The sequence below is a fragment of the Longimicrobium sp. genome, from assembly GCA_036389135.1.
Lineage (GTDB): Bacteria > Gemmatimonadota > Gemmatimonadetes > Longimicrobiales > Longimicrobiaceae > Longimicrobium.
Genome location: DASVQP010000038.1, coordinates 1 through 24,240, shown reverse-complemented (window position 1 = coordinate 24,240; position 24,240 = coordinate 1). Strand labels below are relative to the sequence as shown.

At 71.2% G+C, this 24,240-nt stretch carries 20 protein-coding genes; 12 read left to right on the top strand and 8 right to left on the bottom strand.

Going from position 1 to position 24,240, the window contains the following annotated elements; genetic code table 11:
- Positions 1-4: 4 nt before the first annotated feature.
- The 7 genes from VF584_08905 to wrbA all read right to left on the bottom strand — a co-directional run bounded on the left by VF584_08905 (position 5) and on the right by wrbA (position 6,426).
- On the bottom strand, positions 5-1,240 hold the full coding sequence (locus VF584_08905; protein HEX8210295.1) for a serine hydrolase domain-containing protein: 1,236 nt from the start codon (positions 1,238-1,240) through the stop codon (positions 5-7).
- A 93-nt stretch (positions 1,241-1,333) separates the two neighbouring features.
- The gene (locus tag VF584_08900) at positions 1,334-1,801 is read right to left on the bottom strand and encodes a Spy/CpxP family protein refolding chaperone (protein HEX8210294.1); all 468 of its coding nucleotides are present in this window, start codon (positions 1,799-1,801) and stop codon (positions 1,334-1,336) included.
- A gap of 152 nt (positions 1,802-1,953) precedes the next feature.
- On the bottom strand, positions 1,954-3,384 hold the full coding sequence (locus tag VF584_08895) for an ATP-binding protein (GenBank protein HEX8210293.1): 1,431 nt from the start codon (positions 3,382-3,384) through the stop codon (positions 1,954-1,956).
- Positions 3,368-4,063 carry a response regulator transcription factor gene (locus tag VF584_08890; GenBank protein HEX8210292.1) on the bottom strand — a complete coding sequence of 232 codons (696 nt, stop codon included), beginning with the start codon at positions 4,061-4,063 and terminating at the stop codon, positions 3,368-3,370. The genes VF584_08895 and VF584_08890 overlap by 17 nt, the downstream gene beginning before the upstream one ends.
- A gap of 127 nt (positions 4,064-4,190) precedes the next feature.
- Entirely contained in the window at positions 4,191-5,138 is a 948-nt protein-coding gene (locus VF584_08885) for a ring-cleaving dioxygenase (GenBank protein HEX8210291.1), read from the bottom strand.
- A 149-nt stretch (positions 5,139-5,287) separates the two neighbouring features.
- The gene (locus tag VF584_08880; GenBank protein HEX8210290.1) at positions 5,288-5,734 is read right to left on the bottom strand and encodes a MarR family transcriptional regulator; all 447 of its coding nucleotides are present in this window, start codon (positions 5,732-5,734) and stop codon (positions 5,288-5,290) included.
- Positions 5,735-5,829: 95 nt separating this feature from the next.
- Entirely contained in the window at positions 5,830-6,426 is a 597-nt protein-coding gene (wrbA, locus tag VF584_08875) for an NAD(P)H:quinone oxidoreductase (protein ID HEX8210289.1), read from the bottom strand.
- Positions 6,427-6,650: 224 nt separating this feature from the next.
- Here wrbA and VF584_08870 point away from each other — a divergent pair, with 224 nt between their 5' ends.
- The 12 genes from VF584_08870 (at position 6,651) to VF584_08815 (ending at position 20,593) form a co-directional block, all read left to right on the top strand.
- The gene (locus VF584_08870) at positions 6,651-7,511 is read left to right on the top strand and encodes an aldo/keto reductase (protein ID HEX8210288.1); all 861 of its coding nucleotides are present in this window, start codon (positions 6,651-6,653) and stop codon (positions 7,509-7,511) included.
- Between the two features lie 333 nt (positions 7,512-7,844).
- Positions 7,845-8,618 (top strand): hypothetical protein, encoded by a 774-nt coding sequence (locus tag VF584_08865; GenBank protein HEX8210287.1) that lies wholly within the window; start codon positions 7,845-7,847, stop codon positions 8,616-8,618.
- A 458-nt stretch (positions 8,619-9,076) separates the two neighbouring features.
- Positions 9,077-9,268, top strand: a complete 192-nt coding sequence (locus tag VF584_08860) for a hypothetical protein (GenBank protein ID HEX8210286.1) — start codon at positions 9,077-9,079, stop codon at positions 9,266-9,268.
- A gap of 568 nt (positions 9,269-9,836) precedes the next feature.
- Entirely contained in the window at positions 9,837-10,031 is a 195-nt protein-coding gene (locus VF584_08855) for a hypothetical protein (GenBank protein HEX8210285.1), read from the top strand.
- Positions 10,032-10,208: 177 nt separating this feature from the next.
- On the top strand, positions 10,209-11,273 hold the full coding sequence (gene gwsG / locus VF584_08850; protein HEX8210284.1) for a grasp-with-spasm system ATP-grasp peptide maturase: 1,065 nt from the start codon (positions 10,209-10,211) through the stop codon (positions 11,271-11,273).
- Positions 11,260-11,463, top strand: a complete 204-nt coding sequence (locus VF584_08845) for a hypothetical protein (protein ID HEX8210283.1) — start codon at positions 11,260-11,262, stop codon at positions 11,461-11,463. Before gwsG ends, VF584_08845 begins: the two co-directional genes overlap by 14 nt.
- Before the next feature lie 37 nt (positions 11,464-11,500).
- Entirely contained in the window at positions 11,501-12,559 is a 1,059-nt protein-coding gene (gene gwsS, locus VF584_08840) for a grasp-with-spasm system SPASM domain peptide maturase (protein HEX8210282.1), read from the top strand.
- Positions 12,560-12,564: 5 nt separating this feature from the next.
- The gene (locus VF584_08835) at positions 12,565-14,787 is read left to right on the top strand and encodes a peptidase domain-containing ABC transporter (protein HEX8210281.1); all 2,223 of its coding nucleotides are present in this window, start codon (positions 12,565-12,567) and stop codon (positions 14,785-14,787) included.
- Entirely contained in the window at positions 14,784-16,304 is a 1,521-nt protein-coding gene (locus VF584_08830) for an HlyD family efflux transporter periplasmic adaptor subunit (protein ID HEX8210280.1), read from the top strand. The genes VF584_08835 and VF584_08830 overlap by 4 nt, the downstream gene beginning before the upstream one ends.
- Before the next feature lie 349 nt (positions 16,305-16,653).
- A complete protein-coding gene (locus VF584_08825) occupies positions 16,654-16,953 on the top strand; it encodes a hypothetical protein (GenBank protein ID HEX8210279.1) in 300 nt (99 codons plus the stop codon).
- Between the two features lie 149 nt (positions 16,954-17,102).
- Positions 17,103-20,099: an ATP-binding protein gene (locus tag VF584_08820; GenBank protein HEX8210278.1), complete on the top strand. Its 2,997-nt coding sequence runs from the start codon at positions 17,103-17,105 to the stop codon at positions 20,097-20,099.
- Between the two features lie 59 nt (positions 20,100-20,158).
- Positions 20,159-20,593, top strand: a complete 435-nt coding sequence (locus VF584_08815) for a hypothetical protein (GenBank protein HEX8210277.1) — start codon at positions 20,159-20,161, stop codon at positions 20,591-20,593.
- 265 nt (positions 20,594-20,858) lie between these two features.
- Here VF584_08815 and VF584_08810 read toward each other — a convergent pair whose 3' ends face one another.
- Positions 20,859-23,765, bottom strand: a complete 2,907-nt coding sequence (locus VF584_08810; GenBank protein ID HEX8210276.1) for a CHASE3 domain-containing protein — start codon at positions 23,763-23,765, stop codon at positions 20,859-20,861.
- Positions 23,766-24,240 lie beyond the last annotated feature (475 nt).

Here is a 24,240-nt window from a genome sequence, read left to right as displayed (position 1 = left end):
GCTCCTACTCCGCCGCCTCCGTCACCAGCGCGTGCACCTTGCGGCGCAGCTTCTGGATGCGGTTGGGCGCCTCCGTGTTGTACACGCGGTTGGTCAGCAGCACCGCCCACGTCTTGTGCTCCGGATCAACCCAGAGCGAAGTGCCCGTGAAGCCGGTGTGCCCGAACGCGCGGTCGCTCATGGAGCGCCCCACCGGCCCGGTGCCGTTGGCGGACGGCGTCTCCCAACCCAGCGCGCGCGTCCCTTCCTGGCGCACCGCAAAGGTGTCGACGGTCGCCGCGTCCAGCACGTGCACACCATCCAGCTCGCCGCCGCTGGCCAGCATCGCCGCGTAGCGCGACAGGTCGCCGGCGGTGCTGAAGAGGCCCGCGTTCCCCGCCACGCCGTCCAGCGAGCGGGCAATGGGATCGTGCACCACCCCGGCGACCGGCTTGCCCGCGGAGCTCCGGTAGGTGGGGGCGCAGCGCACGCAGTCCGCGCCCGGCGCGTAGCCCGTGGACGCCATCCCCAGCGGCTCCCACACCCGCCGCTCCAGCAGGGCGGGGACGGGCTCGCCCGCCGCGCGCTCCAGCGCCGCAAAGAGCACCACGAAGCCCACGTCCGAGTACTCCACCTTTGCGCCGGGCGACCGCTCCAGCGGCGTGCGGATCAGCGAGGCCAGACGCGCATCGGGTGTGGCGCCTCGCGGAGTGGCGCCCGCGGGGAGGCCGGCGGTGTGGGCCAGCAGGTGGCGCACCGTGACCGCATCCTTGCCGCCACCCGAGAACTCCGGGAGGTAGCGCGAGACGGGCGCGTCCAGCTCCAGGCGGCCGTCCTCGTACAGCAGCATCGCCGCCGTCGTGGTGGCGACCACCTTGGTGAGCGAGGCCAGGTCGTAGACGGTGCGCTCGGCGTCCACCCCTTCGCCGGCGCCGGTGGTGGCGCCCACGCCCTTCACCAGCTCGGCGCGGCTGCCGCGCCCCAGCGCCAGCGCCGCGCCGGGGAACGCGCCGCGCCTCACCTCCGCCTGAACGGCGGCCATCGCGCCCTCCAGCGGCCGGCGGGCGAGCTTGGGGAGGAGGTCGTCGGCGCGCACCGTGGGCACCGGGACGGCGTGCGCCGCGGCGATCACCGCCGGCGCCAACACGTGCGGGTGCGTCTCTCCCCACGCGAGCGCGACGGCCGCGGGGGTGGCGCTCGCCATCAGCACGGCGGCGGCCTGGCGCCACTGCCGGGGAATCGAGCCAAGACGTATCTGCATCGTGAGATCCTCCTCGTCGTGCCAAAGGACGGCCGCGGGGCCGCCCTCCGGCGTTCGGATGGGTGAGCCCGGACGGCTCACCCACCGATCAGGTCAGGACTGGCGGCCGCCGCCCCGCCGTCCAGCGCGGCGGCCCGCCTGCTCGCCGCGCCGCGCTTCCTGCTGCGCCACGTTACGGTCGAACTGGGCGCGCTGCTCCGCCGTCAGCACCGCGCGGATGCGGGCGAGCTGCTGCTCGCGGCGCTGCTGGAGCTGCGCGCGCTGCTCCGCCGTCAGCCGCGGACGCTCGCCGCGCTTGCGCCCCTCCGCGCCCTGCCGGCCCTCGGCGCCCTGCGGACGAGCCGCGCGAGCCGGACGGCCCTCCTGAAAGATTGCGTGGATCTGCTGCTGCTGGACGGCGGTGAGCTGGACGCCCTCGAAGAGGCGCTGATGGCGGCCCTGGCCCGGCTGGCGGCGCGCCTCGCCGGCGTGCTGCTCGTGCCCCTGCTGCGCGGCCACGTCCTGCGCGGCGGTCGCCGCGGCCAGCGCCAGTGCGAATACAAACACTTGATTACGACGCATGGTTCCTCGCTCTCGGTGTCTGGGATGCGGGGGACCCGTCCGGGCCGTTCCCGCCTGCCAGGGGCGCCGGACCAAAAGGTCACGCCCCGCCTACGCATTGAAGGTAGCGGGGCGATGCTAAACGCAGGATTAACAACGAGATGAGCGAAAGATTAGGACGGCGGCGGCTCGGCCGGCGGGGCGGGGAACGACGCCTGGAAGACGCTGCCACCGGGCCCGGACTCGGCCAGCTCCAGCCGCCCGCCGTGCGCCACCGCGATCCAGCGCGCGATGGGGAGCCCGAGTCCCGCGCCGGCCGCGCCACCCTCCGCGCGTGCCCCGCTCCCGCGGAAGAACGGCTCAAAGATCTTCGCCTGCACCTCGGGCGGAATGCCCGGGCCGCTGTCACACACGCGCAGCCGGTACTCGCCTTCCTCGCGCACGGCTTCCACCCCGACGCGCTCCCCGGCGGTGCCGTGCTTCACGGCGTTCTCCACCAGGTTGATGACGAGGCGCCGCAGCAGGTCGGCGTCGCCCTCCATCGGCAGCTCCTCCGTGCTCCCGGCGGCGAGCTCCACCCCCTTCATCGCGGCGAGCGAGCGCAGGGATCGCGTGGCATCGGCCGCCAGCTCGCCCAGGTCGATTCGCGCCATCCGCAGCGGATACTCGCCGGCCTCCGCGCGCGAGTAGGTGAGGAGATCGTCCACGATCCGCCCCAGCCGCTCCGCCTCGCCGCCGACGATGGAGAGCGCCTCGCGGTATTCATCGGCCGTGCGCTCGCCGGAAAGGGCCAGCTCCGTCTCCGCGCGCACCACGGCCACCGGGGTGCGCAGCTCGTGCGCGGCCTCGGCCATCAGGCGGCGCTGCTGTTCGAAGGCGCCCTGCAGCCGGTCCAGCAGCTCGTTGAAGACCAGCGCGAGCGACCCCAGCTCGTCGCGCGGGTTGCCCACGGCGAGCCGGTCGCCCAGCCGCGCCGCGCCGATGCGGGCCGCGCGCCGCGTCATGTCGCCGATGGGCGCCAGGCTCCGCCGCACCAGCAGCGACCCGGGGATGACCGCGATGGCGAGCGTCACCAGCACCGCCAGCACCAGCGCCGCGCGCGCCTCCTCGCGCAGCATCCTCTCGGCGCGGGTGGAGCCGACCACCGCCAGCATCGTCCCGCGGCCGCGCCGCACCCGCATCCCGGTGACGCGCACCGGCGGGTCGACCGCGCGCAGCCGCACCAGCGCGCCACGCCGCGGCGCCGCCCGCACGGCCACGAGGATGGTGCCGGCCGAGATGGGCGCGAACACCTCCTCCGCCACCCGCGGCCCGAAGCGCGGCGCGACGGAGAACGCCCGCAGCTCGCCGCGCGGGCCGAAGAGGAGGATGCGCCGGTCCGGCGCGCGGAACTGCCTCACGACGTCTTCCAGCTGCTCCCCCCGCCGTCCGCCGGTGGCGAGCAGCGTCGCGGCGGTTTCCATCTGCGACCGGGCGGCACGCCGCGTCGCCATCCGGTCGAGGAGCGAGTAGGTGGCCCCCGCCATCGACGCGAGCGCCACGGCCAGCAGCGCCGCGTACCAGAGCGACAGGCGGACGCGGATCGAGTCAATCGACAGCCGCATCGTCGCCCCCGGCGTCGGTGAGCACGTAGCCGGCGCCGCGCCGCGTGTGGATCAGCGGGTGCTCCGAGCCCGCGTCGATCTTGCGCCGCAGCCGGTTGATGTAGACCTCGATGGAGTTGGAGGCGGGGTCGTACCGCTCGTCCCACACCTTGTCCGAGATCTCCGCGCGCGCCACCACGCGCCCCGTGTTGCGCGCGAGGTACTCCAGCAGCGAGTACTCCTTGGTGGTGAGGATGACGTGGATTCCACCGCGGGTGGCGGTCTGCGCGTTGGTGTCCAGCTCCAGGTCCGCCACGCGCAGGACGGCCGGCGCCAGCGTCTCGCCGCGGCGCAGGAGGGCGCGCAGCCGTGCCCGCAGCTCGCCGAGCGCGAACGGCTTCACCAGGTAGTCGTCGGCGCCCAGCTCCAGCCCGTTGATGCGGTCGTCCACGGAGTCGCGCGCGGTCAGGATCAGCACGCGCGCCGCGTTTCCCCGCTCGCGCAGCCTGCGCAGCACCTCGAACCCGTCCGGCTCCGGGATGCCGATGTCGAGCACGATGGCGTCGTACGGGTTCACGTTGGCCAGAAAGAGCGCATCCTTTCCCGCGTGCGCCACGTCCACGGCGAACGCGTTCTCGCGCAGGTACCTCTCCACCGCGCTCGCCAGCCGCGCCTCGTCCTCCACAACCAGGATGCGCATTCAGTTCCGCGCGGTAAAAGGCGTCACACAGAGAACACGGAGAGGAACGACAAGCCGCGGAGAACCCCTTTTCTGTTCTTGCCCGTATTCTCTGTGGCTCTGTGTGAGGCCCGCCGTTCCTTCGCGCTCAGTCGATGGGCTTGAGGTTGGCGACGATGGCGGCGCGCCGTGGCTCCAGGAACGGCGGCAGCACCACCTTTTCGCCGAGCGTCGCAGCGTCCTCGTCCACCCCGAATCCCGGGCCGTCCGTGGCGATCTCGAACAGGATACCGTTCGGCTCGCGGAAGTACAGGCTCTGGAACCAGAAGCGGTCCACCTCGCCGCTGTTGGGGATGCGCAGCGCGGTGAGGTGTCGCGCCCACGCCTCGTAGTCCGCGTCCGGAATGCGGAAGGCGACGTGGTGCACGCCCCCCGCGCCCCCGCGCGCCACCGGCAGATCCGGCTGCTCCGCCACGTGGAGCTCCGCGCCCGCTCCTCCGGGGCCCATCTCGTACACGTGCACGGTATGCTTTGCGCTCTCCGGGTGCGGATAGGTGCGCACGGGGCGCATGCCGAGCGCGTTCCGCAGCAGCGCGTCCGTAGGCGCCAGAGAGGGCACGCTCAGCACGATCGGCCCCAGCCCGCGGATCTGGTGCTCGGCGGGCACGGGGCTCCGCTCCCACGGGTGCGCCTCGCCGGCGCCGCCGTCGTCGACCAGCGAGAGGCGCTGCCCCTCGGGGTCTTCCAGGTCCAGCGTCAGCCGCCCGTCCCGCTCCACCAGGTCGCCTGATGTGACGCCCTTTTCGCGCAGGTAGGCGGCCCACCACTGCATCGACTCCGCACCCGCCACGCGCAGGTGCGTGCGCGTGATGGAACGCGTGCCGCGCCGCTCGCGTTGCACCGGCCAGTCGAAGAAGGTGAGGTCGCTCCCCGGGCTCCCCACCGCGTCCGCGTAGAAGAGGTGGTACGCGCTCACGTCGTCCTGGTTCACGGAGCGCTTCACCAGCCGCATCCCCAGCGTGCGCGTATAGAAGAGGTGGTTCCCGCGGATGTCCGCCGAGACCGCCGTCAGGTGGTGGATGCCAGTCAGCTCCATGCGATCCTCTCGTGGTGTGCCCACATCGGGCGGTGATCTCCGGACGGCGCCTGCATGAACCCCGCCTGCGATCCACGACCCATGTAGTACAGTTAAAGAACTTACACCGCTTAACTAAATGTGTCTAGTGCACCCGTCCGGGAGCGGGATCACGCATCGCTCGCGGCGTGCAGGCCAACGCGGCGCAGCAACTCGGTCGCCGTGGCGCGCTCGGCGGGGTCGAGGACGGAGAAGGCTTCCTCGATGGCGGCGGCGTGCTCCGGGAAGATGCGCTTCACGAAGGCGGTGCCGTCGTCCGTGAGGTGCGCGTAGTAGGCGCGCCGGTCGCGGTCGCAGCGGCGGCGCTCCACCAGGCCCCGCGCCTCCAGCCGGTCCACCAGGTAGGTGACGCCGGCGTTGGAGACGAGGATCTTCTCCTTGAGCTCGCTCAGCAGCAGCGGGCCCTTGTGGTGCAGCGCCTCCAGCACCCCGAACTCCGCCACGGTCAGCCCGTGCCGCGCCACGTCCGCCTGCGCGCGCGCCGCGACCGCCGCGTGCGCCCGGGCGAAGACGACCCAGAGGCGGAGGGACTCGGCTTGTGCGTCGCGTGGCGGCATCGGCATCCCCGGTTGAATTTTCAGAACTAAAATGTCAAGCGACGCCGGGAGTGTCAAGGTGGCGCGGCGGCCGGGTGGCCGCCGCGCCCGTACCGTCAGGCGGCCAGCTTGGCCGCGACCTGCACCAGGCGCCGCGCCTGGTGGCGGATGGTGGCCTCGTCCTCGGGGCCCACGGTGCCCGACTGGGTGACGCTGGCGCCGTACGGGTTGCCGCCGCTGGCGAAGATCGCCGGGTCGGTGTAGCCGGGCGGCACCAGGATGGCGCCCCAGTGCATGAAGGTGGTGTACATCCCGATCAGCGTCGTCTCCTGCCCGCCGTTGTTGTTCTGGGCGCTGGTCATGGCGCTCACCGCCTTGTTGGCCAGCCCGCCGCGGCCCCACAGCGGCCCCAGCTGGTCGATGAAGGCGCGCATCTGGCTCGCCGACACGCCGAAGCGGGTGGGGGCGCTGAAGAGGATGGCGTTAGCCCAGTCCATGTCTTCCAGGGTGGCCTCGGGTACGTGCGCGGTGCGCTCCGCCTGCGCCTTCCACGCGTCCTGCCCGTTGACGACGCCCTCGGGCGCCGTCTCGCGCACCTTGAGGAGCCGTACTTCCGCCCCCTCGGCCTGCGCCGCTTCCGCGGCGATCTCGGCCATCCGGTGGTTGGTGCCGTAGGTGCTGTAATAGACGATCGCCAGCCGCACGTTTGCCATCTTTCCTCGCTCTGCTTTCCCCGTTGGCCGCCGGCGCCACTCCGAGGGCTCCGGCAAGAAGTGTTTCAGCGCTTAAGCAAGTGATGGGCCACGCCGGGACGCGGCGGGGCTCACGCGTGCGGCGCCCCCGGGGCGTGTGCCTGGGCGCCTCACGGCACCGAGCGTGCAAGGGGCGCCCGCGTTCGCGAAGTTCCGCTACTGCCGTTTGCAATCGAGGTAACTCTTTGTCATCGCAACCGATCGACGCCGCCCGGAGCGGCACCTTCATGCTGGGCGGCGACCTTCCGGTCAACCGGCTGGGCTTCGGCGCCATGCGCATCACGGGGACGGGGATCTGGGGTCCGCCCGCCGACCGCGCGGAGGCCATCGCGGTGCTGCGGCGCGCGGTGGAGCTGGGGGTGAACCTGATCGACACCGCCGAGGCGTACGGCCCGCACGTGAGCGAGGAGCTGATCCGCGAGGCGCTGCACCCGTACCCCGACGGCCTCGTGATCGCCACCAAGGGCGGGTTCGACCGCCCCGGCCCGGACCAGTGGGAGACGAACGGGCGCCCGGAGCGGCTCCGCGAGGGGGTGAAGGGGAGCCTGCGCCGCCTCGGCCTGGAGCGCATCGACCTGTACCAGCTCCACCGCATCGACCCCGACGTCCCCGCCGACGAGCAGTTCGGCGCCCTCGTCGAACTCCAGCGCGAGGGGAAGATCCGGCACATCGGCCTTTCCGAGACGACGGTGGAGGAGATCGAGGCGGCGCGGCGCCACTTCCCGGTCGCGTCGGTGCAGAACCGCTACAACCTGGGCGACCGCGAGTGGGAATCGGTCGTGGACCACTGCGACCGCGAGGGGATCGGCTTCATCCCCTGGTACCCGCTGGCCGTGGGCAAGCTGGCGGAGGACGGCGGCCCGCTGGCCGAAATCGCGGCGCGGCACGGTGCGCGCCCGGCGCAGGCCGCCCTCGCCTGGCTCCTGCGGCGCACGCCCGTCATGCTCCCCATCCCCGGCACCTCCAGAGTCAAGCACCTGGAGGAGAACGTCGCCGGGGCGGGGATCGAGCTGTCCGAGGAGGACTTCACGAGCCTGGCCTCCTGAGCGTCCAGCGCTCCTCCCGCGTCCTGGCGTGCACGGATTGGTGGCCTGGAACCTGCTCGCTGCGCCCAAGAACCGGGGTTGAAGCCGAGGCGGTGAGCGGGGACCATCCCGCTGTTGCCGACGATCTTCACCGCCGGCTTCCCCTATGCAGGCGTCCCGGAGCGGGACCGGTGCACACGGACGTGATCCTGAGAGCCACCGATGCAGGCGTGCCGATTCAAACTCGCGAGGTGGGCCGCCGCGCTGGGCGGCGCGATCCTGTCAGGGGCGGCCATGCGGTGTAGTCCGCCGCCGGGCCCGCCCCCGTCCGCGCAGCGGAGTCCGTGCCGCCCCGTGAGCGGCCTCGCCGAGCTGCTGCGGCCGGGCGGCGCGGTCGTGCTGCTCGGCGAGTTGCACGGCACGGAGCAGTCGCCGGCGTTCGTCGCCGACGTGCTCTGCGCTGCAGCGCGAGAGGGCATCCCCGTGGCGCTGGGGCTGGAGATCCAGCCCGCCGAGCAGGCGCGCATCGACCGCTACCTGGCCTCCGGCGGGGGGGCGGAAGACCGGGCGGACCTCCTGGCGGGACCCTTCTGGCGGCCGTCGCTCCTGGACGGGCGGACGAGCGAGGCCATGCTGCGGCTCATCGAGCGCGCCCGCGCCCTGCGCGCCGCCGGATCGGCCGTTCGCATCCTGGCGTTCGCGCCGGACCTTCCCGAGCCCGGGGCGCGCGATCGTGCCATGGCCGACATCGTGGCCGCGGCCGCCCGCGAGCGTCCGGGCGACCTGCTGGTGGCCGTAGCCGGCAACGTGCACACCCGCCTCACGGTTGGCACCTCGTTCGACAGCACCTTCGTCCCCATGGGCTACTACCTGGCCCGCGACCTCGCCGGCCGGCGCCTCGTGAGCCTCAGGATGTCGTACGACGGCGGCAGCGCCTGGACGTGCCGGCCCGCGGAAGACGACGAGAACAAGATCGTGTGCGGCCCGCACCCGCTCGGACCCCAGCCGGGCGCCGCGGCCTGGTCGGTGAGCCTGGACGCCGAGCCGGGCGGCCCGATCAGCGGCCACTACGGAGTCGGCGCCCTCACGCCGTCGCCCCCCGTCACGCCTCCGGCCGCGAGCGACTGACCCCCGCGCTCGCGGCTCCTGCCCCCCGCGACCCACCCATCCGCCGCCCCCTTCTTCCCGCCCGGGGGTGAAGCGCTCGCTGCCCTCCATTCGCACGACGGGCGAGATGCTTGACCAGCTCTGCACCTCGCTGTAATATATTTGCTGACGGCTAAAGAGAGTGCGTCGAAGGCTGCTTGCATCCTCCTCCCGGGTTTCTCCGGCAGGCCTCAAGCCTGCTCCTGATGTCTTCCACTTCGTCCCGCGGCCAGGAGTATCGAGGTGAACACCTGCTGTCCGTTGGGAAGATCGAGGCCTGGAACGTGAGTTCGCTTGAGTGCTGCATCCGTTTGTGCAAGGAGCTTTTCGTTTGCAAGACATAGTATACGCCAAAGTATATTACATCAGGAACAATCCGCCTGGTGTATCCCGGGCCGCATGCCGGCCCCCTTCACGACTCACCGCAAGGAGTAGAGACCATGTCGATTGAACTGGAAGGCCTCGGTCAGCGTCTCATCCCGATCCGCTCCCACGAAGCACAGGAAGTGCTCGGGGGGACCGCTGAAGAATCGGGTGAATCCCAGGGCGGCTACACCTATGTCTATGGGACGACGACGGTACCCGGCGGCGGAACGGAGTCGGACAGGTATATCGGCGATGAATGGAGTTGACGAGGGGCGCGCGCACTCGTCGTCCGCGTGATCGGAGGGGAATGGCGGGGGGAGAGCCAGCGGACCGCGAGCCCCGATTCGGCCAATCTCAACCCGTCATCCCGTCTGATCCTGCACCCATTCCCTATGTACAATTCACCGCGCGTTTTGAGACAACGTACATGACACTTGACGAATTATGAACCGCGGTTTAATCATAGGAAACAAGTGACGGATATCGTGTGAGAGACACTCGCAGCTCGCCCGGCGCTCCGGCCCATCTGGGACCGGGACGAGGCACCGGGGCCGAAGAGCGCGGATGCCGGATGTTTGCCCTCCAGCGCGGGTCGATCCATCCCGTTCGCTACCGCACGGTGGCAGAATGGGGACGGTAGTCTCTTGAGAGCTGGAGCCGAAGAGGTGATGGGTCCCACAACCCTGTATCACTTGGAAGCTGCATCGCCCGACCGGGCGATCCTCCAGCGAGATGCGATGAGAATAACCCGGGGGACGACCGAAACCGTCCTCCCCCGTGACATTGGGCCGCTCCCGGCAAACTACACCACATCCTACACTACTGGAGAGAATCATGACCAATCAACTCGAGCGCCTGGACCAGTCCTTCGCGATGGTGAGCACCGACGAAGCACGCGAGATCCTCGGCGGCATGGCCGAAGAGTACGACGCCGTGGGCGGCGGATCGACCTTCTCCGGGTCGGACGTCAACACCACGTCGGGCGGCACGACCACCCCCGACAAGACTGTCGACGACTCCTGGAGCTGAAGCACCGCAGTGAAGCTGGCTGTAACCTCCGACTGAACTGAATGCCGCCGGGAGCGGCCCCAGACAGTCCGGGTGAGCCGATTCACACGGAGCGGGAGTTTCAGGTAAACGGCGAGCAGAAAGGCGCGGAGACTCCGCACCGCGCCAGCCTCCGCATCCCAACACCGAAGCATGCGCATGCCGAGCTGGACTCCACTTCCCGGGGGCGCGCAGCCGCCGGGCTCGCCCGAGCTGTTGGTGCTGAGCCAGGGCGCTGGCGAGTCGACCACTGAGCAGGTACTCGACTGGCTAAGGCACGAAGGGGTGCGCGCCGTCCGCCTGAACGGCGACGACTTCAACGGCACCCTTCCCTTCGCCCTCCGCCTTGGCGGCAGTACTCCCGATTCCTTCCGGGTGTGGATGGACGGCGAGCCGATCGACCTGGTGCGGCTCCCGTTCGGCTGGTTCCGGCGCTGGCACAGCCGCTCAAATCTTCAGTATCTGCTGGAGGGCCACGAGACGGTTGAAGAGGCTTCGATGGGGCGCCAAGTCTTCGACTTCCTGACCAGCGAGCTGCGCGAGCTCCGGCAGGTGGTGGTCGAGACCTTCGCGGGGGAGCGGGGGCTGTCCACGCCCGGGAGGACGGGGAGGAACAAGCTCTCGGTGCTGCAGCTTGCGGCAGCGCAGGGGCTTCGCATTCCCGCCACGCTCGTCACCAACGACCGCGACCACCTGCGGAGCTTCCTGGGCGAGCACGGGCGCGTTGTCACCAAGCCGATCGGCAACTGCATGTCCGTCGACGTTCCGGACAGCAACTTCGTGATGTTCACCTCGGCCGTGGAAGAGGAGCTGGTGGACCGGCTCCCGCCGCGGTTCTTCCCCTCGCTCTTTCAGGAGCGGGTGGAGAAGGCGTACGAGCTGCGCGTCTTCGTACTGGACGGGCGTTGCTGGTCGATGGCGATGTTCTCCCAGCGCAGCGAGCAGACCAGCGTCGACTTCCGGGGAGACTACGGCAGCGGGACGAGCCGCAGCGTCCCCTACCAGCTTCCGGCCGAGGTCGAGCAACAGTTGCTCCGGACGATGGAGGCGGTGAAGCTGCGGACGGGGTCGGTGGACCTGATCCGGACGCCCGAAGGGGAGTACGTCTTTCTCGAGATCAACCCGGTGGGGCAGTTCGGGATGGTGTCCATCCCCTGCAACTATTACCTCGAGCGCCACGTCGCCCGATTCCTCCGCGCGGAGTGCCGTCATGAGCAAGCTTGAGCCCCTGGCCACCTGCCTTCCGCCGCGGATGCAGGTGGACGAGCAGACGCCGGTCATCTACTGGCTCACCCACGACCACCCGCGGATCCTGACGTGGGTGTGGGTACCCAGCGAAACCCATCGCAGCACCGGATCCTACTGCACGCCGCCCGTGAAGCCGATCTCGCGCTGCTTCCAGCCCCGCGGGTAGGTTCGCCGCGCACACGGAAAACGAAAGGCCGCCGTCCATGCCATTCCGACTGTACGCAAACTGCATCGCCGTGCGCGGGGCGCGCCGGGGACTGATCTGCGATCTTCAGCGCCGCCGCTACTACCCCGTGCCCCTGAGCCTGCTCGACACGCTTGAACGCCACCGCGACCATGAGCGCGACGAGGTGTACGCCGGCTACTCCCCGGAAGCGCGCGGCGTGCTCGACGAGTACTTCGCCGCGCTCACGGGCCAGGAGCTGGGCTGGTGGTGCGACGAGCCCGACCGCTTCCCGGAGATGGAGCTGGCCTGGGACTACCCGGGCAGCGTGTCCAACGCCATCATCGACACGGGGCCTGAGAGCGACCACGACTACGGCGAGATCTTCCGGCAGCTGGACGACCTGGGGTGCCGGACGGTGCAGCTGCGCTTCTTCGCGCCGGTGGCGCTGGCGCGGATGGACGAGATTCTGGCGGAGACCGACACCAGCGGCTTCCGCTCCATCGAGCTGCTCCTTCCCTTCACCCACGAGACCGATGACGAAGGCCTGGGGGGCCTCATAGCCCGGCACCCGCGGGTGCTCTCGCTGTTCTGCCACTCCGCTCCCGAGCGGCGGCTGGGCCCGGCTCCCTTCATCACGGCGACCATCGCGTACCACACCGAGCGGCTAGACTCGTCCGCGCACTGCGGGCAGGTGCACCCGGCGTACTTCGTGGTCTCTCTCCCCCTCTTCACCGAGTCGCAACGCCACAACAGCTGCCTGAACCGCAAGGTATCGGTGGACGAGCACGGCGAGATCCGCAACTGCCCCTCGATGCCGGGAAGCTACGGCAACGCGCGCGACACCTCGCTGCACAGCGCGGTGGCGCGGGCCGACTTCCGCGAGGTGTGGGAGATCAACAAGGACCAGATCGAGGTGTGCAGGGACTGCGAGTTCCGCCACATCTGCACCGACTGCCGCGCCTTCGTGCGCAATCCGGACGACCGGTATTCGAAGCCGTCCCGGTGCGCCTACGACCCGTACACGGCTACCTGGAAGGCCGAGCCCGCTCCCGGCCAGCTGACCGCGGCCCCCGCGATGGCTGCCGCCGCGGGCTGACGTCCATGTCCACGAGCACTCCCACGCGACCCCGGCTGCGGGCCAAGTTCCCTTTCTACAAGCAGCACGACGCCTTCGACTGCGGCCCCAGCTGCGTGCGGATGGTGGCTCGCCACTACGGGAAGACGGTGGGGCTGCAGACGCTCCGCGACCGCATGTTCCAGGACCGGCAGGGCGTGTCGCTGCTGAACGTGAGCTACGTGGCCGAGTCCATCGGCTTCCGCACCGTGTCGGCGAAGACGGACTTCGAGTCGCTCGCCGAGAAGGCGCCCCTCCCCTGCATCGTGCACTGGAACCAGAACCACTTCGTGGTGGTGCACCGCATCGCGAAGGGGCGCGTGTACGTGGCCGACCCGTCGCGGGGGCTGACCAGCTACCCGGCCGAGGAGTTCGTGCAGCGCTGGGCCTCCATCCCGTCCAACGGAAAGCAGCTGGGGATCGTCCTGCTGCTGGAGCCCACCGCCACGCTCTATTCGCAGCAGGACGATGGCGAGGAGGACCACCGCAGCCTCGGGTTCCTGCTGCGCTACGCCAGCGGCTACCGGAGCTACTTCGTGCAGGTGGTGCTGGGGATGCTGCTGGTGAGCATGCTGCAGCTCCTCTTCCCCTTCCTCTCGCAGGCGCTCGTCGACCACGGCATAGGGCGGCAGGATCTCAACTTCGTCAACGTGGTGCTGGCCGCGCAGCTGATGCTCATCTTCAGCCGCACGGTGGTGGAGTTCCTGCGCAACCGGCTCCTGGTCTACGTCGGCACGCGGGTCTTCATCTCCATCACCGCGGACTTCCTGCTCAAGCTCCTCCGGCTCCCGGTCTCCTTCTTCGACCAGCGCCAGATCGGCGACATCACGCAGCGGATCAGCGACAACCAGCGCATCCAGCAGTTCGTCACCACCACCACGCTCAACGTGACCTTCTCCACGATGAGCCTGGTGGTGTTCAGCGCGGTGCTGGCCTGGTACAGCCTGGCGATCTTTGGGGTGTTCGTGCTCGGAAGCGCCCTGTACGTGGGGTACATCTTCCTCTTCCTCTCCAGGCGGCGCGACCTGGACCACCGGCGCTTTTCCGAGCAGGCCAAGAGCTACAACGCCGTCGCCGAGATCATCACCGGGATGCCGGAGATCAAGGTGGCCAACGCGGAGCAGGTGAAGCGCTGGGGGTGGGAGCGCATCCAGGCGCGGCTCTTCCGGGTGCAGCTGCAGTCGCTCTCGCTGGACCAGGCGCAGGACGGCGGCGCGATGCTCATCAACGAGGTCAAGAACGTGCTGGTGACCGTCCTGGCCGCCAAGCAGGTGATCGACGGCACGATGACGCTGGGGATGCTGCTGGCCATCCAGTACATCATCGGGCAGATGAACGGCCCCATCGCCCAGCTGGTGGCCTTCGTCCACTCGGTGCAGGACGCCAAGATCAGCCTGGAGCGCCTGGCGGAGATCCACGAGAAGCCAGACGAGGAGCAGGTCGAGTCCACGATCCACCTCCTCCCGGAGCGCCGCGACCTGGAGCTGCGCGGCGTCACCTTCAGCTACGGTGGCCCCGGGGCCACCCCGGTGCTGGAGGGGATCGACCTGACCATCCCCGCGGGAACGGTCACGGCCATCGTGGGGCCGAGCGGGAGCGGAAAGTCCACACTGCTGAAGCTGCTGCTGAAGTTCTACGAACCCACTGCGGGGGAGATCTCGCTGGGGGGAATCCGCCTGGGGCTGGTGGCGAACCGCGTCTGGCGGGGGAGTTGCGGCGTGGTGCTGCAGGACGGGCAGATCTTCTCCGATACCATTGCGGGCAACGTGGCCTTCGGCGCAGAGACGGTCGACCTGCGCCGGCTGGTGGATGCGGCCCGGGTGGCGAACATCCACGAGTACGTGGAGCGTCTCCCCATCGGCTACAACACGCGGATCGGGCGCGAGGGGGTGGGGATGAGCGAGGGGCAGAAGCAGCGGCTGCTGATCGCCCGGGCCGTGTACAAGGACCCCGCGTTCCTCTTCTTCGACGAAGCCACCAGCGCGCTGGACGCCAACAACGAGCGGGTCATCATGGACAACCTGCGCAGCTTCTTCCGGGGGCGCACGGTTCTGGTGATCGCGCACCGGCTCTCCACCGTCCGCGACGCCGACCAGATCGTGGTGCTGGAGCAGGGACGGGTGGTGGAGCGCGGGACGCACGACGACCTGACGGCGCTGCGCGGGCGCTACTATACGCTGGTGAAGAACCAGCTGGAGCTGGGCACGTGAGCGACCCCACCGGCCCGGCGCCCGCCCCCGGCGCGGAGCCCCCGCCGCAGGAAGGCCACTTCGTAACGCTGCCGAACGGCAGGCGGGTCTTCGTGCGCCCGGTGAAGCCCTACCTGGTTGCCGTCGGCGAGGAGAGCACGGCCCAGCCCCACGCCAACGGCGGCGATCCGCCCCCCGCTTCACCCCCGGAGCGTCCCGCGCCCGCCGCCGATCCCGGCGCATCGCGGGGGATGCCGGAGCTCCCGGAGGGGGAGCTGCAGGAGATCGTCTCCATCGTGCCCGGGGCACTCGTCCGGTGGGGGATCACGGCCATCGCGGCGGTCACCGTGGTCCTGCTGTCGATCGCCGCGGTGGTGCGCTACCCGGTGGTGATCGGGGGAGCGGCCACGGTGACCACCCCGGAGGCGCCGGTGCGGCTCGCGGCGCCCGCGGGCGGCGAAATCCAGAGCCTGCTGGCCCGCGACGGCCAGGCGGCCCGTGCCGGTGACGTGCTGGCCGTGCTGCGCAACCCGGCCGACTACCGCAGCGTGCTGGCGATGCGCGGGGCGCTGAAGGCGTCCGCGCAGGGTGAGTTCCCCGCATTGGGCGGCACGGGAACGGGCCTCGGCGCCCTGGGCGACATCATGCTGCCGCTGGCGGCCTACGAGGCCGCGCGCGCCGAGCTGGCCGCCCATGCGCGCGACCCCCTCGGTCCCGGGCGCGCCGCCTCGCTGCAAACCCAGATCGAGCGGCAGCGGGCGCTCTACACCTCAGCCGTCGCCCGCATCGGCCTGCTGGAGACCGATACGGCTCTGGCCGGGCGAGAGCGGATGCGCAGCCGCGAGATGGTGGCCCGGCAACTCCTATCGCCCGCGGAGGGAGAGAAGGCGGAGACCGCGTATCTCGCCAAGCTGCAGGCGTTGGAAAGCGGCCGCAACGAGGTCCTGTCACAACAGATGCGGGTCGCGGAACTGGAGCGCTCACTTCTGGAGGCCAGCCAGTCGCGCATCGACGTAGGCCGGAAGCTCCGCCAGGACGCCGAGAAGGCGCTGGCGGCGCTTCAGGAGGCGCTCGCCCAGTGGGAGACGCGGTATCTGCTGCGGGCCCCGGTTGCGGGACGCGTGAGCTTCTTCCGCCGCCTGGCCGAGGGGCAGTACGTGGCCCCGGGCGATCCGGTGATCGCGGTGGTCCCCCACACGGGACGTCCGGTTGCGCTGGTGCGGGTCTCGGACCATGGGATCGGGCGGGTGCGCCCGGGGCAGCGCGTGATCTTTCGGTTCTTTGCCTACCCGTACCAGGAGTTCGGAACGGTGGAGGGGGTGGTGCGTGGGCTCTCCCTGGTCGCCAACGAGCCGGCCGCCCAATCGGAGGGGCGCCCCGAGTACCTGGTCAGGGTGGATCTGCCGCGCGGGTTGATCACCAACCAGGGGACGAGGCTGCCGCTGCACCAGGAGATGGGGGCGCGGGCCGAGATCGTGGCCGAGAACCAGAGCGTGCTGCAGCGCCTCCTGGCCCAGTTTACCCGCGGCGCGCGCTGAGATACGCTCGCTGCAACTGCATGGCTTACACAGAGACACAGAGCCACGGAGAGAACCGCAAAAGGTTTTCCCTGTGGCTTTCAGTTCTTTCAGTGGCCCCTGTGTGATGCTTTTCTCTGTTGTTCCCTCCCTGCGTCTCTGCGCCTCTGCGTGAGACAGGAATGGTATGACACACCCGACCCGGAAGGAACCGCAAGCCACAGGGAAAACCACCTCTCTGTGGCTCTTTCGTCTGCTCTTCTCAGAAACCTGATGCAAACCTTGCGCGGGGGAACGGCTCTTGCTCGCGTGGATCACGGGCCGACGAGGGAGCGGCGTTGCACGGGAGCGCGGGAAAGGAAGGTGGCGGATGAACGAGCGGATGGCGGCGCTGGTGCTGGCGGAGGGGGTGGCGGCGCGGCGCAGCGCCGGGGGTGAGATGCTCCTCTTCCGCAGCGGCGAGCCGCGGGGGCGCACGGTTGCCGAAGCGATCGCGGCCGGGTGGGCCAGCGTGGACAAAGAGGAGCCGCGCAGGGCTCCGGGCACGCCGCGGCGCGAGAACTGGACCCTTTCGGACACCCAGACCGCCGCGCTGGGAAGGCTGTTCAGAGAGGCGCTCGGCGCGACGCGGCAAAGCGGGGGAGTGGCACGCCAGGGGCGAAGGGTGTAGCTTCCAAACATTCGGCGCGCCGATCCTCCCCTCGCATCGGCACGGCGGCCCGAGCCATCGGCGCCGCGCCGCCGCGGAACGTGGCCTTTACGTGGCCCGTCCCCTTCCGCGCGCACCTTCCCCAGCATCCCCGCTCCAAGCCCCACCGCATGGATCCAGGTATTCCCTCCACCGCACCCCCGTCCGCGGGGCACTCGCCGCTCGTGTCGGTGGAGTGGGACGCCGACGGGCGGGTGACGCGCTGGCCCGCCGAGGCCGAGGCGCTCTTCGGGTGGCGCGCGGACGAGGTGCTGGGGAAGCGCTCTGCCGACTGGCCCTTCGTTCACCCCGACGACCGCGCGGCCGTCCGCGAGCGCACCCTGGAGATGGTGCGCGGGACGGCGCGCCAGACGCTTTCCATCAACCGCAACGTCACGAGCGACGGGCGCATCCTGCACTGCGAGTGGTACAACACCGCCGTGGTGGATGCGGCCGGCGAGCTGGTCGCGCAGCTCTCGCTGGTGCTGGACGTAACCGCGCGCGAGCGTGCCTTCGCGGAGATGCAGGATGCGCGCGCCGCCGCCGAGCGCGCCGCGGAGCGCACCCGCGGCCTGCAGTGGGTGACCGCCGCCCTGTCCGAGGCGCTGACCCCCGCCGAGGTGACGCGCGTCGTGATGGAGCAGGGGATCGCGCTGCTGGGCGCCGCGGCCGGCGTGGTGGTGCTGCTGGACGCGGAAGGCGAGCGGCTGGAGCTCGTGGAGCACCGCGGCTATCCGGAGCACATGATGGAGGGGTGGCGCAGCTTTCCGGTGGCCGTGCGCGTGCCGCTGGCGGACGCCGCGCGCACCGGGGAGCCGGTCGCGCTGCGCTCGCTGGCGGAGCGCGCGCGCCTCTATCCCGCCCTCGCGAATACGCCGACCCCGTACCCGGCCATCCTCTCCGTTCCCCTTTCGGTGGAGGGTGAGGTGCTGGGCGCGCTGGGGCTCAGCTTCGCCGCCGAGCGCGAGCTGGGTGAGGAGGAGGTCGATCTGGCGATGGCGCTGGCGCGGCAGTGCGCGCAGGCCGTCCACCGCGCCACGCTCTACCAGCGCGAACGCGAGGCCCGGCGCGAGGTGGAATCGCTCGGCGAGCGGCTGCACCTCGCCCTCGATTCCGCGAACATCGGGACGTGGGACTTCGACCCCGTCTCTGGCAAGCTGAGCTGGGACAGGCGGTGCAGGGAGATCTTTGGCGTGGGACGCCGCGTGCGCGTGGACTACCGCTCCTTCCTCGCCGCCATCCACCCCGAAGACCGCGCGGTGACGGACGCGGAGGTGCAGCGGGCGCTGGACCCGGCCGGGACGGGCGAGTACATCGTGGAGTACCGCATCCGCGGCGGCGAGGGCGCGGTAAGCTGGGCGCTGGCCCGCGGGCGCGCCTTCTTCGAGGGCGAGGGAGAGGCGCGCCAGGCCACCCGCTTCATCGGCACCATCCTGGACGTCACCGAGCGCGTGCGCGCTCGCCGCCGCACGGAGCTGCTCGCCGACGCCGGGACCGCGCTCGCCGTGTCGTCCGACGCGGAGGGGGTGCTGCGCGCGCTGGCCCGCATCGGGGCGACGCGGCTGGCCGCGGGGTGCGCCGTCTTCCTGGCGAGCCCGGACGGCGCGCCCGAGCAGGTGGAGTCCGCCGTGCGCGAGCGGGGCGAGGTGCGCTTCCTCGGTCGCCCGGCGCCGTCGCTCCTCCCGGCGGGACACCCGGTGGCGCGCGTCCTCCTCACGGGCCAGGCCGAGCTCATCCCCACCGATGAATTGCTGGCGGGGCTCTTCGGGGCGGGGGAGTGGGGGCGCGGCGCGGTGGTGCCGATGCGCGTGGACGGGCGCATCATCGGCGCCATCGTGCTGGCGGGCGGGGCGGAGGAAGGGTGGGGCACCGAGGAGCTGGCGATGGCCGAGGAGCTGGCCCGCCGCGCCGCGCTGGCCGTGGAGCGGGCGCGGCTGTACGAGCGCGCCCTCGCCGCCAACGTCGCCAAGAGCCAGTTCCTGGCGACGATGAGCCACGAGATCCGCACCCCCATCAACGCCATCATCGGCTACGCGGAGCTGCTGGAGATCGGCATCGCCGGGCCGCTCACCGAGGGGCAGGCGGGGTACCTGGAGCGCGTGCGCTACAGCAGCCGGCACCTGCTGGGGCTGATCAACGACATCCTCGATCTCGCCAAGGTGGAGGCGGGGGAGATGCGCTTCGCCCGCGAGCGGGTGCCCGCGGAGGAGGCGGCCGCCTCGGTGGTGGCGATGATCCTTCCGCAGGCGGAGGCCAAGGGGGTGCGGCTGGCGGCGGAGGTGTGCCAGGCCGGCGCCGAGCTGCTGGGCGACGGCGACCGCATCCGCCAGGTGCTCCTCAACCTCGTCTCCAACGCGGTCAAGTTCACGCACGCGGGCGGGCGCGTGACGGTGCGCTCCGGCACCTCCTCCGCCCCGCCGCCGGGGACTCCGCTCCCCGGCACCGGCCCGTGGGGCTTCGTGGAGGTGGCGGATACGGGGATCGGCATCCCGGGGGAGCAGCTCGCGCGCATCTTCGACCCCTTCACGCAGGTGGACGGAACCCACACTCGGCAGCAGGGCGGCACCGGACTGGGGCTGGCGATCTCGCGCACGTTCGCGCGGCGCATGGGGGGCGAGGTGTCCGTGTGGAGCATGCCGGGCGAGGGCTCCGTCTTCACCCTCTGGCTCCCCGCCGCCGAGCTGCCCGTGGCCGAGGCGCCCGCCGCCGCCGCCGTGCCCAGCGAGGTGCCGGGGCTGGCCAGCGTGGGCCGCGTGCTGGAGGAGCGGGTGGAGGAGGTGCTCGCCGCCTGGACGCAGCGCATCGGGCGCGACCCCGCGCTTCCCCACGCGCGCGGCGTGGAGTGGGTGCAGCTGGAGTACGCCCTGCTCTTCGAGGAGGCGGAGCGCGTCCTGCGCCGCCACGTCTCCGCCCTGACCGACGCGGACCCCGGCCCGGCGCTCGAAGTGGTGCGCGGGGTGATCGACCGCGCGGCGGAGCTGGCGGTGGAGGGGCACGCCGTTCCCCACGAGATCGTCGCGGCGATCGCGGAGGCGGACCGCGTGATCGGCCGCACGCGCCAGGCGGTGCGCCGCCTGCACGGGCGCGTGGAACCGCGCAGGCGGACGGACGCCGGCGAGGGGCGCTAGCGGCCCCCCGCCCGGCGGGTGCATATTGAACGCTCACCCGCGCTCCCGCCTGGACGACCATGGCCTACAGAGAGTTCACCGATTCGGCCGGCGTCGTGTGGCGCGCGTGGGACACGTATCCCAGCTCCGCGTCCAACGTGCGCTCGGTGTACGCGGCGGGGTGGCTCGGCTTCGAGAGCCCCACGGAGCGCCGCCGCCTGCACCCCGTTCCCGACGGCTGGGCGGAGGCGGAGGACGACACGCTGTGCGCCTGGCTGCGCGCCGCCGTCCCCGTCAAGGCGCGGCAGACTGAGGAGTACCTCAACCAGGTGCGCGGCGGCGCCACCCCCTCCGAAGCACCCGCCGAGCCCCCGACCACCGACGAGTCCCAGAACGCCCAGACCCGCACCGCCCTCATGGACGCCACCCGCGCCGTGGTCGAGCGTGCGCGCTCGGTGATCCGCGTCGTGTCCAACACGCTGGGGCACCCGGACGACGACAAGGGCGGGGGGTGAGGGGGGGCCGGTGTAAGCCCGGCGGTTGAAACCGCTGCAACAACCGCGGGAAACCTGCCTTCGCAGGTTCCGGTGAGCGGTGGCGGTCCGCTGGGCGGGCGCCGGGGCCGCATCGCCGGGGGATGAATCCCCCGGCTGGAACGACGGGAAGGCGGCTGAAGCCGGCTCGAGAAATACGATATCAGGCCCGGAGTCCGCGCAGGCGGACTTTGTGCTTTTGTTGCCGCGAGTTCACTCGCCCCAGGCCCCACAGGCCAACCCCGCCCTACGCCTTCCCCCACCCCCGCAGCGCGAGCTCCTCGGCGCGGTCAAGGAGGCGGCCGAGGATGGAGAGGGCGGTGTCCACGTTGTCGGGGGTGCGGGCGGGGGCCTCGCGGCGCACGTGGGCCTCCACGATCTCGCGGAGCAGGGCGAACTCGGCGCGCAGGGCGCCGGTGCTCCATTCCAGGCGGCGGCGCTGGTCGCCGTGGCGCTCGGAGATCAGGCGCTGGATGTCCGAACCGTCGCGCATCAGCGCGGGCTCGCCGCCGCCCTCGTCCAGCGTCACCAGCGACTTGCCGATGTCCAGCAGGAAGGTGGAGATGTGGTCCTCCAGCTGGGCGCGGTCCAGGTCGCGCGCGCCCGGGATGCGCGGGTCGTCGCGCAGGCGGTCGGCGAGCGACTGCACCAGCTCGTCCGCGCCCTCGGCCACGATGCGCCCCACCTCGCCCAGCCCCGCCACCTCGCCGGCGCGGTCCGGCCAGCGCAGCACGTCCGCGGGGACGGCGGAGACCGACTCGCGGGTGGCGGGGAGCCAGAGGGTGAAGCGCGAGCCCTCCCCCGGGGTACTGGCGACGACGAGGTCGCCGCCCATCAGGCGCGCCAGGTGGCGGCTGATGGCGAGCCCCAGCCCGGTGCCGCCATGCGTGCGCGTGTAGCCGCCGTCCACCTGCGTGAACGGCTCGAAGACGCGCACCTGCTGGTCCGGCGCGATCCCGATCCCCGTGTCGGCCACCTCCATGAGCGTCCAGGGACCGGGGCCGTGCAGCCGCACCTCCTCTGGCGGGGCATGCGCCACGTCGCAGCGGATGGTGACGCTCCCCCCCGCATCCGTGAACTTGATCGCGTTGGAGAGGAGGTTGAGCAGGATCTGCCTCACCCGGTCCTCGTCGCCCACGAAGCGCACCTCGCGGCCGCATTCGGACGCGTCGGAGAGGGTGATCTGCTTGGCGGCGGCCTGTGGCTCCACCAGCTCCAGCGCGGCGCGCGCGGTGGCGCGAAGGGGCGAGGGACGCGCTTCCACCGACATCTCCCCCGCTTCCACCTTGGAGAGGTCCAGAACGTCGTTCACCAGCCCCAGCAGGTGCTGGCTGCTCCGCTGGATGCGCTCCACCTGGTCACGCTGGCCCGGCGTCAGTGACCCTTTCAGCTCCATGTCCAGCAGGTCCGAGTACCCCAGGATGGCGTTGATGGGGGTGCGGATCTCGTGGCTCATCGCGGCCAGGAACTGGGTCTTGGCGCGGTTGGCGGCATCCGCCTCGGCGCGGGCGCGGCGCTCCTGCTGCAGGTAGGTCTCGCGCGCCAGCTCGGCGCGGTGCCGGTCGGTGAGGTCGCCCGCCACGTCCACGAAGCCCAGCAGCTCCCCCCGCTCGTCGCGGATGGCGTTGATCACCACGTGCGCCCAGAAGCGCGTCCCATCCTTTTTGACCCGCCAGCCGTCCTCCTCGAAGCGCCCCTCGCTCGTCGCGATGCGCAGGTGCGTCGCCGCGTGCCCGGCCTCCTCCTCCGGGTAAAAGATGGCGAGCGGCGAGCCCACCACCTCGGCGGCGGTGTAGCCCTTGATCCACTCCGCGCCCTGGTTCCAGCTCGCCACGCGCCCCTCGGGGTCCAGCATCACGATGGCGTAGTCCTGCACCGAGTCCACCAGCAGCCGGAAGCGCCCCTCGCTCTCCTCCAGCGCCGCGCGCCGCCGCTCCGACTCGGTGTAGAGGATGACGCGGCGGAGCGCGATGGCGGCCAGATCGGCCAGCGTGCGCGCGCGGGTGATCTCGTCCTGGCGGAAGGGGGGATGCCCCGCCTCCTGAAGGAGCACGAGGGCGCCCAGCGCGTCCTGCTCGGAGATCAGCGGCACCACCAGCGCCGCGCAGCGCCCGCACGACTCCTCGATGGCCGGGGCGATGGCGCGCGGCTCCTGCGTCACGTCCGGGATCCACTCGGGCTCGTCGCGCTCCAGCACGTCCTCCGCCAGGGAGCCGGCGTACGGCACCGAGGAGCCCAGCGGTGGAAAGCCCTCGCCCGCGCCCGCAACCAGCTTGACGCACGTGCGGCCGTCATCCACCCGCTCCACGAAGGCTGCGCGCGCCTGCGTGGCGGTGAGCGCACCGACCGCGATCCGCCGCAGCACTTCTTCGACCTCGAAGGTCGTCGTGAGGCTGCGCGCGACTTCCGACAGCGCGGCCTCTTCCACGGCGCGGCGGCGGAGCTGGCCGCTCTGCATCTCCAGCAGCGACGCGCGCTCCTGGAGGAGGCGGTTGACCCCTTCCAGCTCGCCCGCCGCGACCTGCTGCGCCCGCGCGTGGCGAGCGAAGAGAACGCTGATGAGGAGCGCCAGCCCCGACGCCAGGAGACCGCCCCCGCCGAGCACCCACATCACGATGGCCCGCCGCCGCCTCTCCTCCTCCCGTTGCGCGTGCAGGATGCGCTCTTCCTCGGCGCGCATGTCGGCGACGATGCCGCGCACCTGGTCCATCAGCACCTTGCCGCGTCCGGTGCGCGTGAGCGCGAGCGCCGGCTCCATCCCGCGCTCCGCGCGCACGCGCACCAGCTCCGCCATGAACGCCATCTTCTCCGCGCCCACGCGGCGCAGCGCCTCTATACGCCGCTGCTGCGAGGGTGTCTCGCTGGTCAGCTCGCGCAGCCGCTCCAAATCACGGCCGAAGCGCTGCGTTCCCGAGCGGTACGGCTCCAGGTAGCGTTCCTCGCCGGTGAGGAGAAAGCCACGCTGCCCCGTTTCGGCGTCGCGCACGTCGGAAAGGGTGGTCTCCAGGCGGATGATGACTTCGTGCGTGCGCGTGACCGCGGCGGTGCTCTCGCGGGAGCGCTGCACGGCCTGGTACGTGAGCGCGCACAGCGCCAGCACCAGGAGGGCGGAGCCGTACGTGGCCAGGAGGCGGACGGGCGTCGACAGTCTCATCGGCAGCAGCGTGGTGCCGCGCGTGGATCTCGGGGCTTGCTCAAAACGGGAGCGCGGTTCGCCGGACGGGGTTCAGCGCGGCGGATGCGCCGCGTGCGCCTTGAACGCAAGAACCGGGGCGTCGCCCTCACCCCCGTCTCGTTACACTCGACTGCCCCCTCTCCCGATAACAGGAGAGGGCTGCGCCCTCCGTCATCGAGAGAGGGGGCTGAACATCGCGGGTTGCACAGGTCCCGTAGGGGCGCGATCTATCGCGCCCGTGTCTCGGGAATGCACCGCAGCCCGCGGCACCCAAGACGGCTTCAGCCGTCTTCCCGTCGTTCCAGCCGGGGGCTTCAACCCAAATCCTGCAAACCAGAGTTTGGGTTGAGCCGCACCACCAGGTTTTCGCTGGTGTGGCGCTTCGCGGCGTGGCGCAGGGGCTCACCACGGCCGCAATTCGACCTCGGAGGGCTCATCCGCACGCGCTCAACAC

Excerpts from the sequence above, each read along its gene's own strand:
- VF584_08905 (HEX8210295.1), bottom strand. The coding sequence starts at position 1,240 with ATGCAGATACGTCTTGGCTCGATTCCCCGGCAGTGGCGCCAGGCCGCC.
- VF584_08900 (HEX8210294.1), bottom strand. The coding sequence starts at position 1,801 with ATGCGTCGTAATCAAGTGTTTGTATTCGCACTGGCGCTGGCCGCGGCG.
- VF584_08895 (HEX8210293.1), bottom strand. The coding sequence starts at position 3,384 with ATGCGGCTGTCGATTGACTCGATCCGCGTCCGCCTGTCGCTCTGGTAC.
- VF584_08890 (HEX8210292.1), bottom strand. The coding sequence starts at position 4,063 with ATGCGCATCCTGGTTGTGGAGGACGAGGCGCGGCTGGCGAGCGCGGTG.
- VF584_08885 (HEX8210291.1), bottom strand. The coding sequence starts at position 5,138 with ATGGAGCTGACTGGCATCCACCACCTGACGGCGGTCTCGGCGGACATC.
- VF584_08880 (HEX8210290.1), bottom strand. The coding sequence starts at position 5,734 with ATGCCGCCACGCGACGCACAAGCCGAGTCCCTCCGCCTCTGGGTCGTC.
- wrbA (HEX8210289.1), bottom strand. The coding sequence starts at position 6,426 with ATGGCAAACGTGCGGCTGGCGATCGTCTATTACAGCACCTACGGCACC.
- VF584_08860 (HEX8210286.1), top strand. The coding sequence starts at position 9,077 with ATGTCGATTGAACTGGAAGGCCTCGGTCAGCGTCTCATCCCGATCCGC.
- VF584_08855 (HEX8210285.1), top strand. The coding sequence starts at position 9,837 with ATGACCAATCAACTCGAGCGCCTGGACCAGTCCTTCGCGATGGTGAGC.
- gwsG (HEX8210284.1), top strand. The coding sequence starts at position 10,209 with ATGCCGAGCTGGACTCCACTTCCCGGGGGCGCGCAGCCGCCGGGCTCG.
- VF584_08845 (HEX8210283.1), top strand. The coding sequence starts at position 11,260 with ATGAGCAAGCTTGAGCCCCTGGCCACCTGCCTTCCGCCGCGGATGCAG.
- gwsS (HEX8210282.1), top strand. The coding sequence starts at position 11,501 with ATGCCATTCCGACTGTACGCAAACTGCATCGCCGTGCGCGGGGCGCGC.
- VF584_08835 (HEX8210281.1), top strand. The coding sequence starts at position 12,565 with ATGTCCACGAGCACTCCCACGCGACCCCGGCTGCGGGCCAAGTTCCCT.
- VF584_08825 (HEX8210279.1), top strand. The coding sequence starts at position 16,654 with ATGAACGAGCGGATGGCGGCGCTGGTGCTGGCGGAGGGGGTGGCGGCG.
- VF584_08820 (HEX8210278.1), top strand. The coding sequence starts at position 17,103 with ATGGATCCAGGTATTCCCTCCACCGCACCCCCGTCCGCGGGGCACTCG.
- VF584_08815 (HEX8210277.1), top strand. The coding sequence starts at position 20,159 with ATGGCCTACAGAGAGTTCACCGATTCGGCCGGCGTCGTGTGGCGCGCG.
- VF584_08810 (HEX8210276.1), bottom strand. The coding sequence starts at position 23,765 with ATGAGACTGTCGACGCCCGTCCGCCTCCTGGCCACGTACGGCTCCGCC.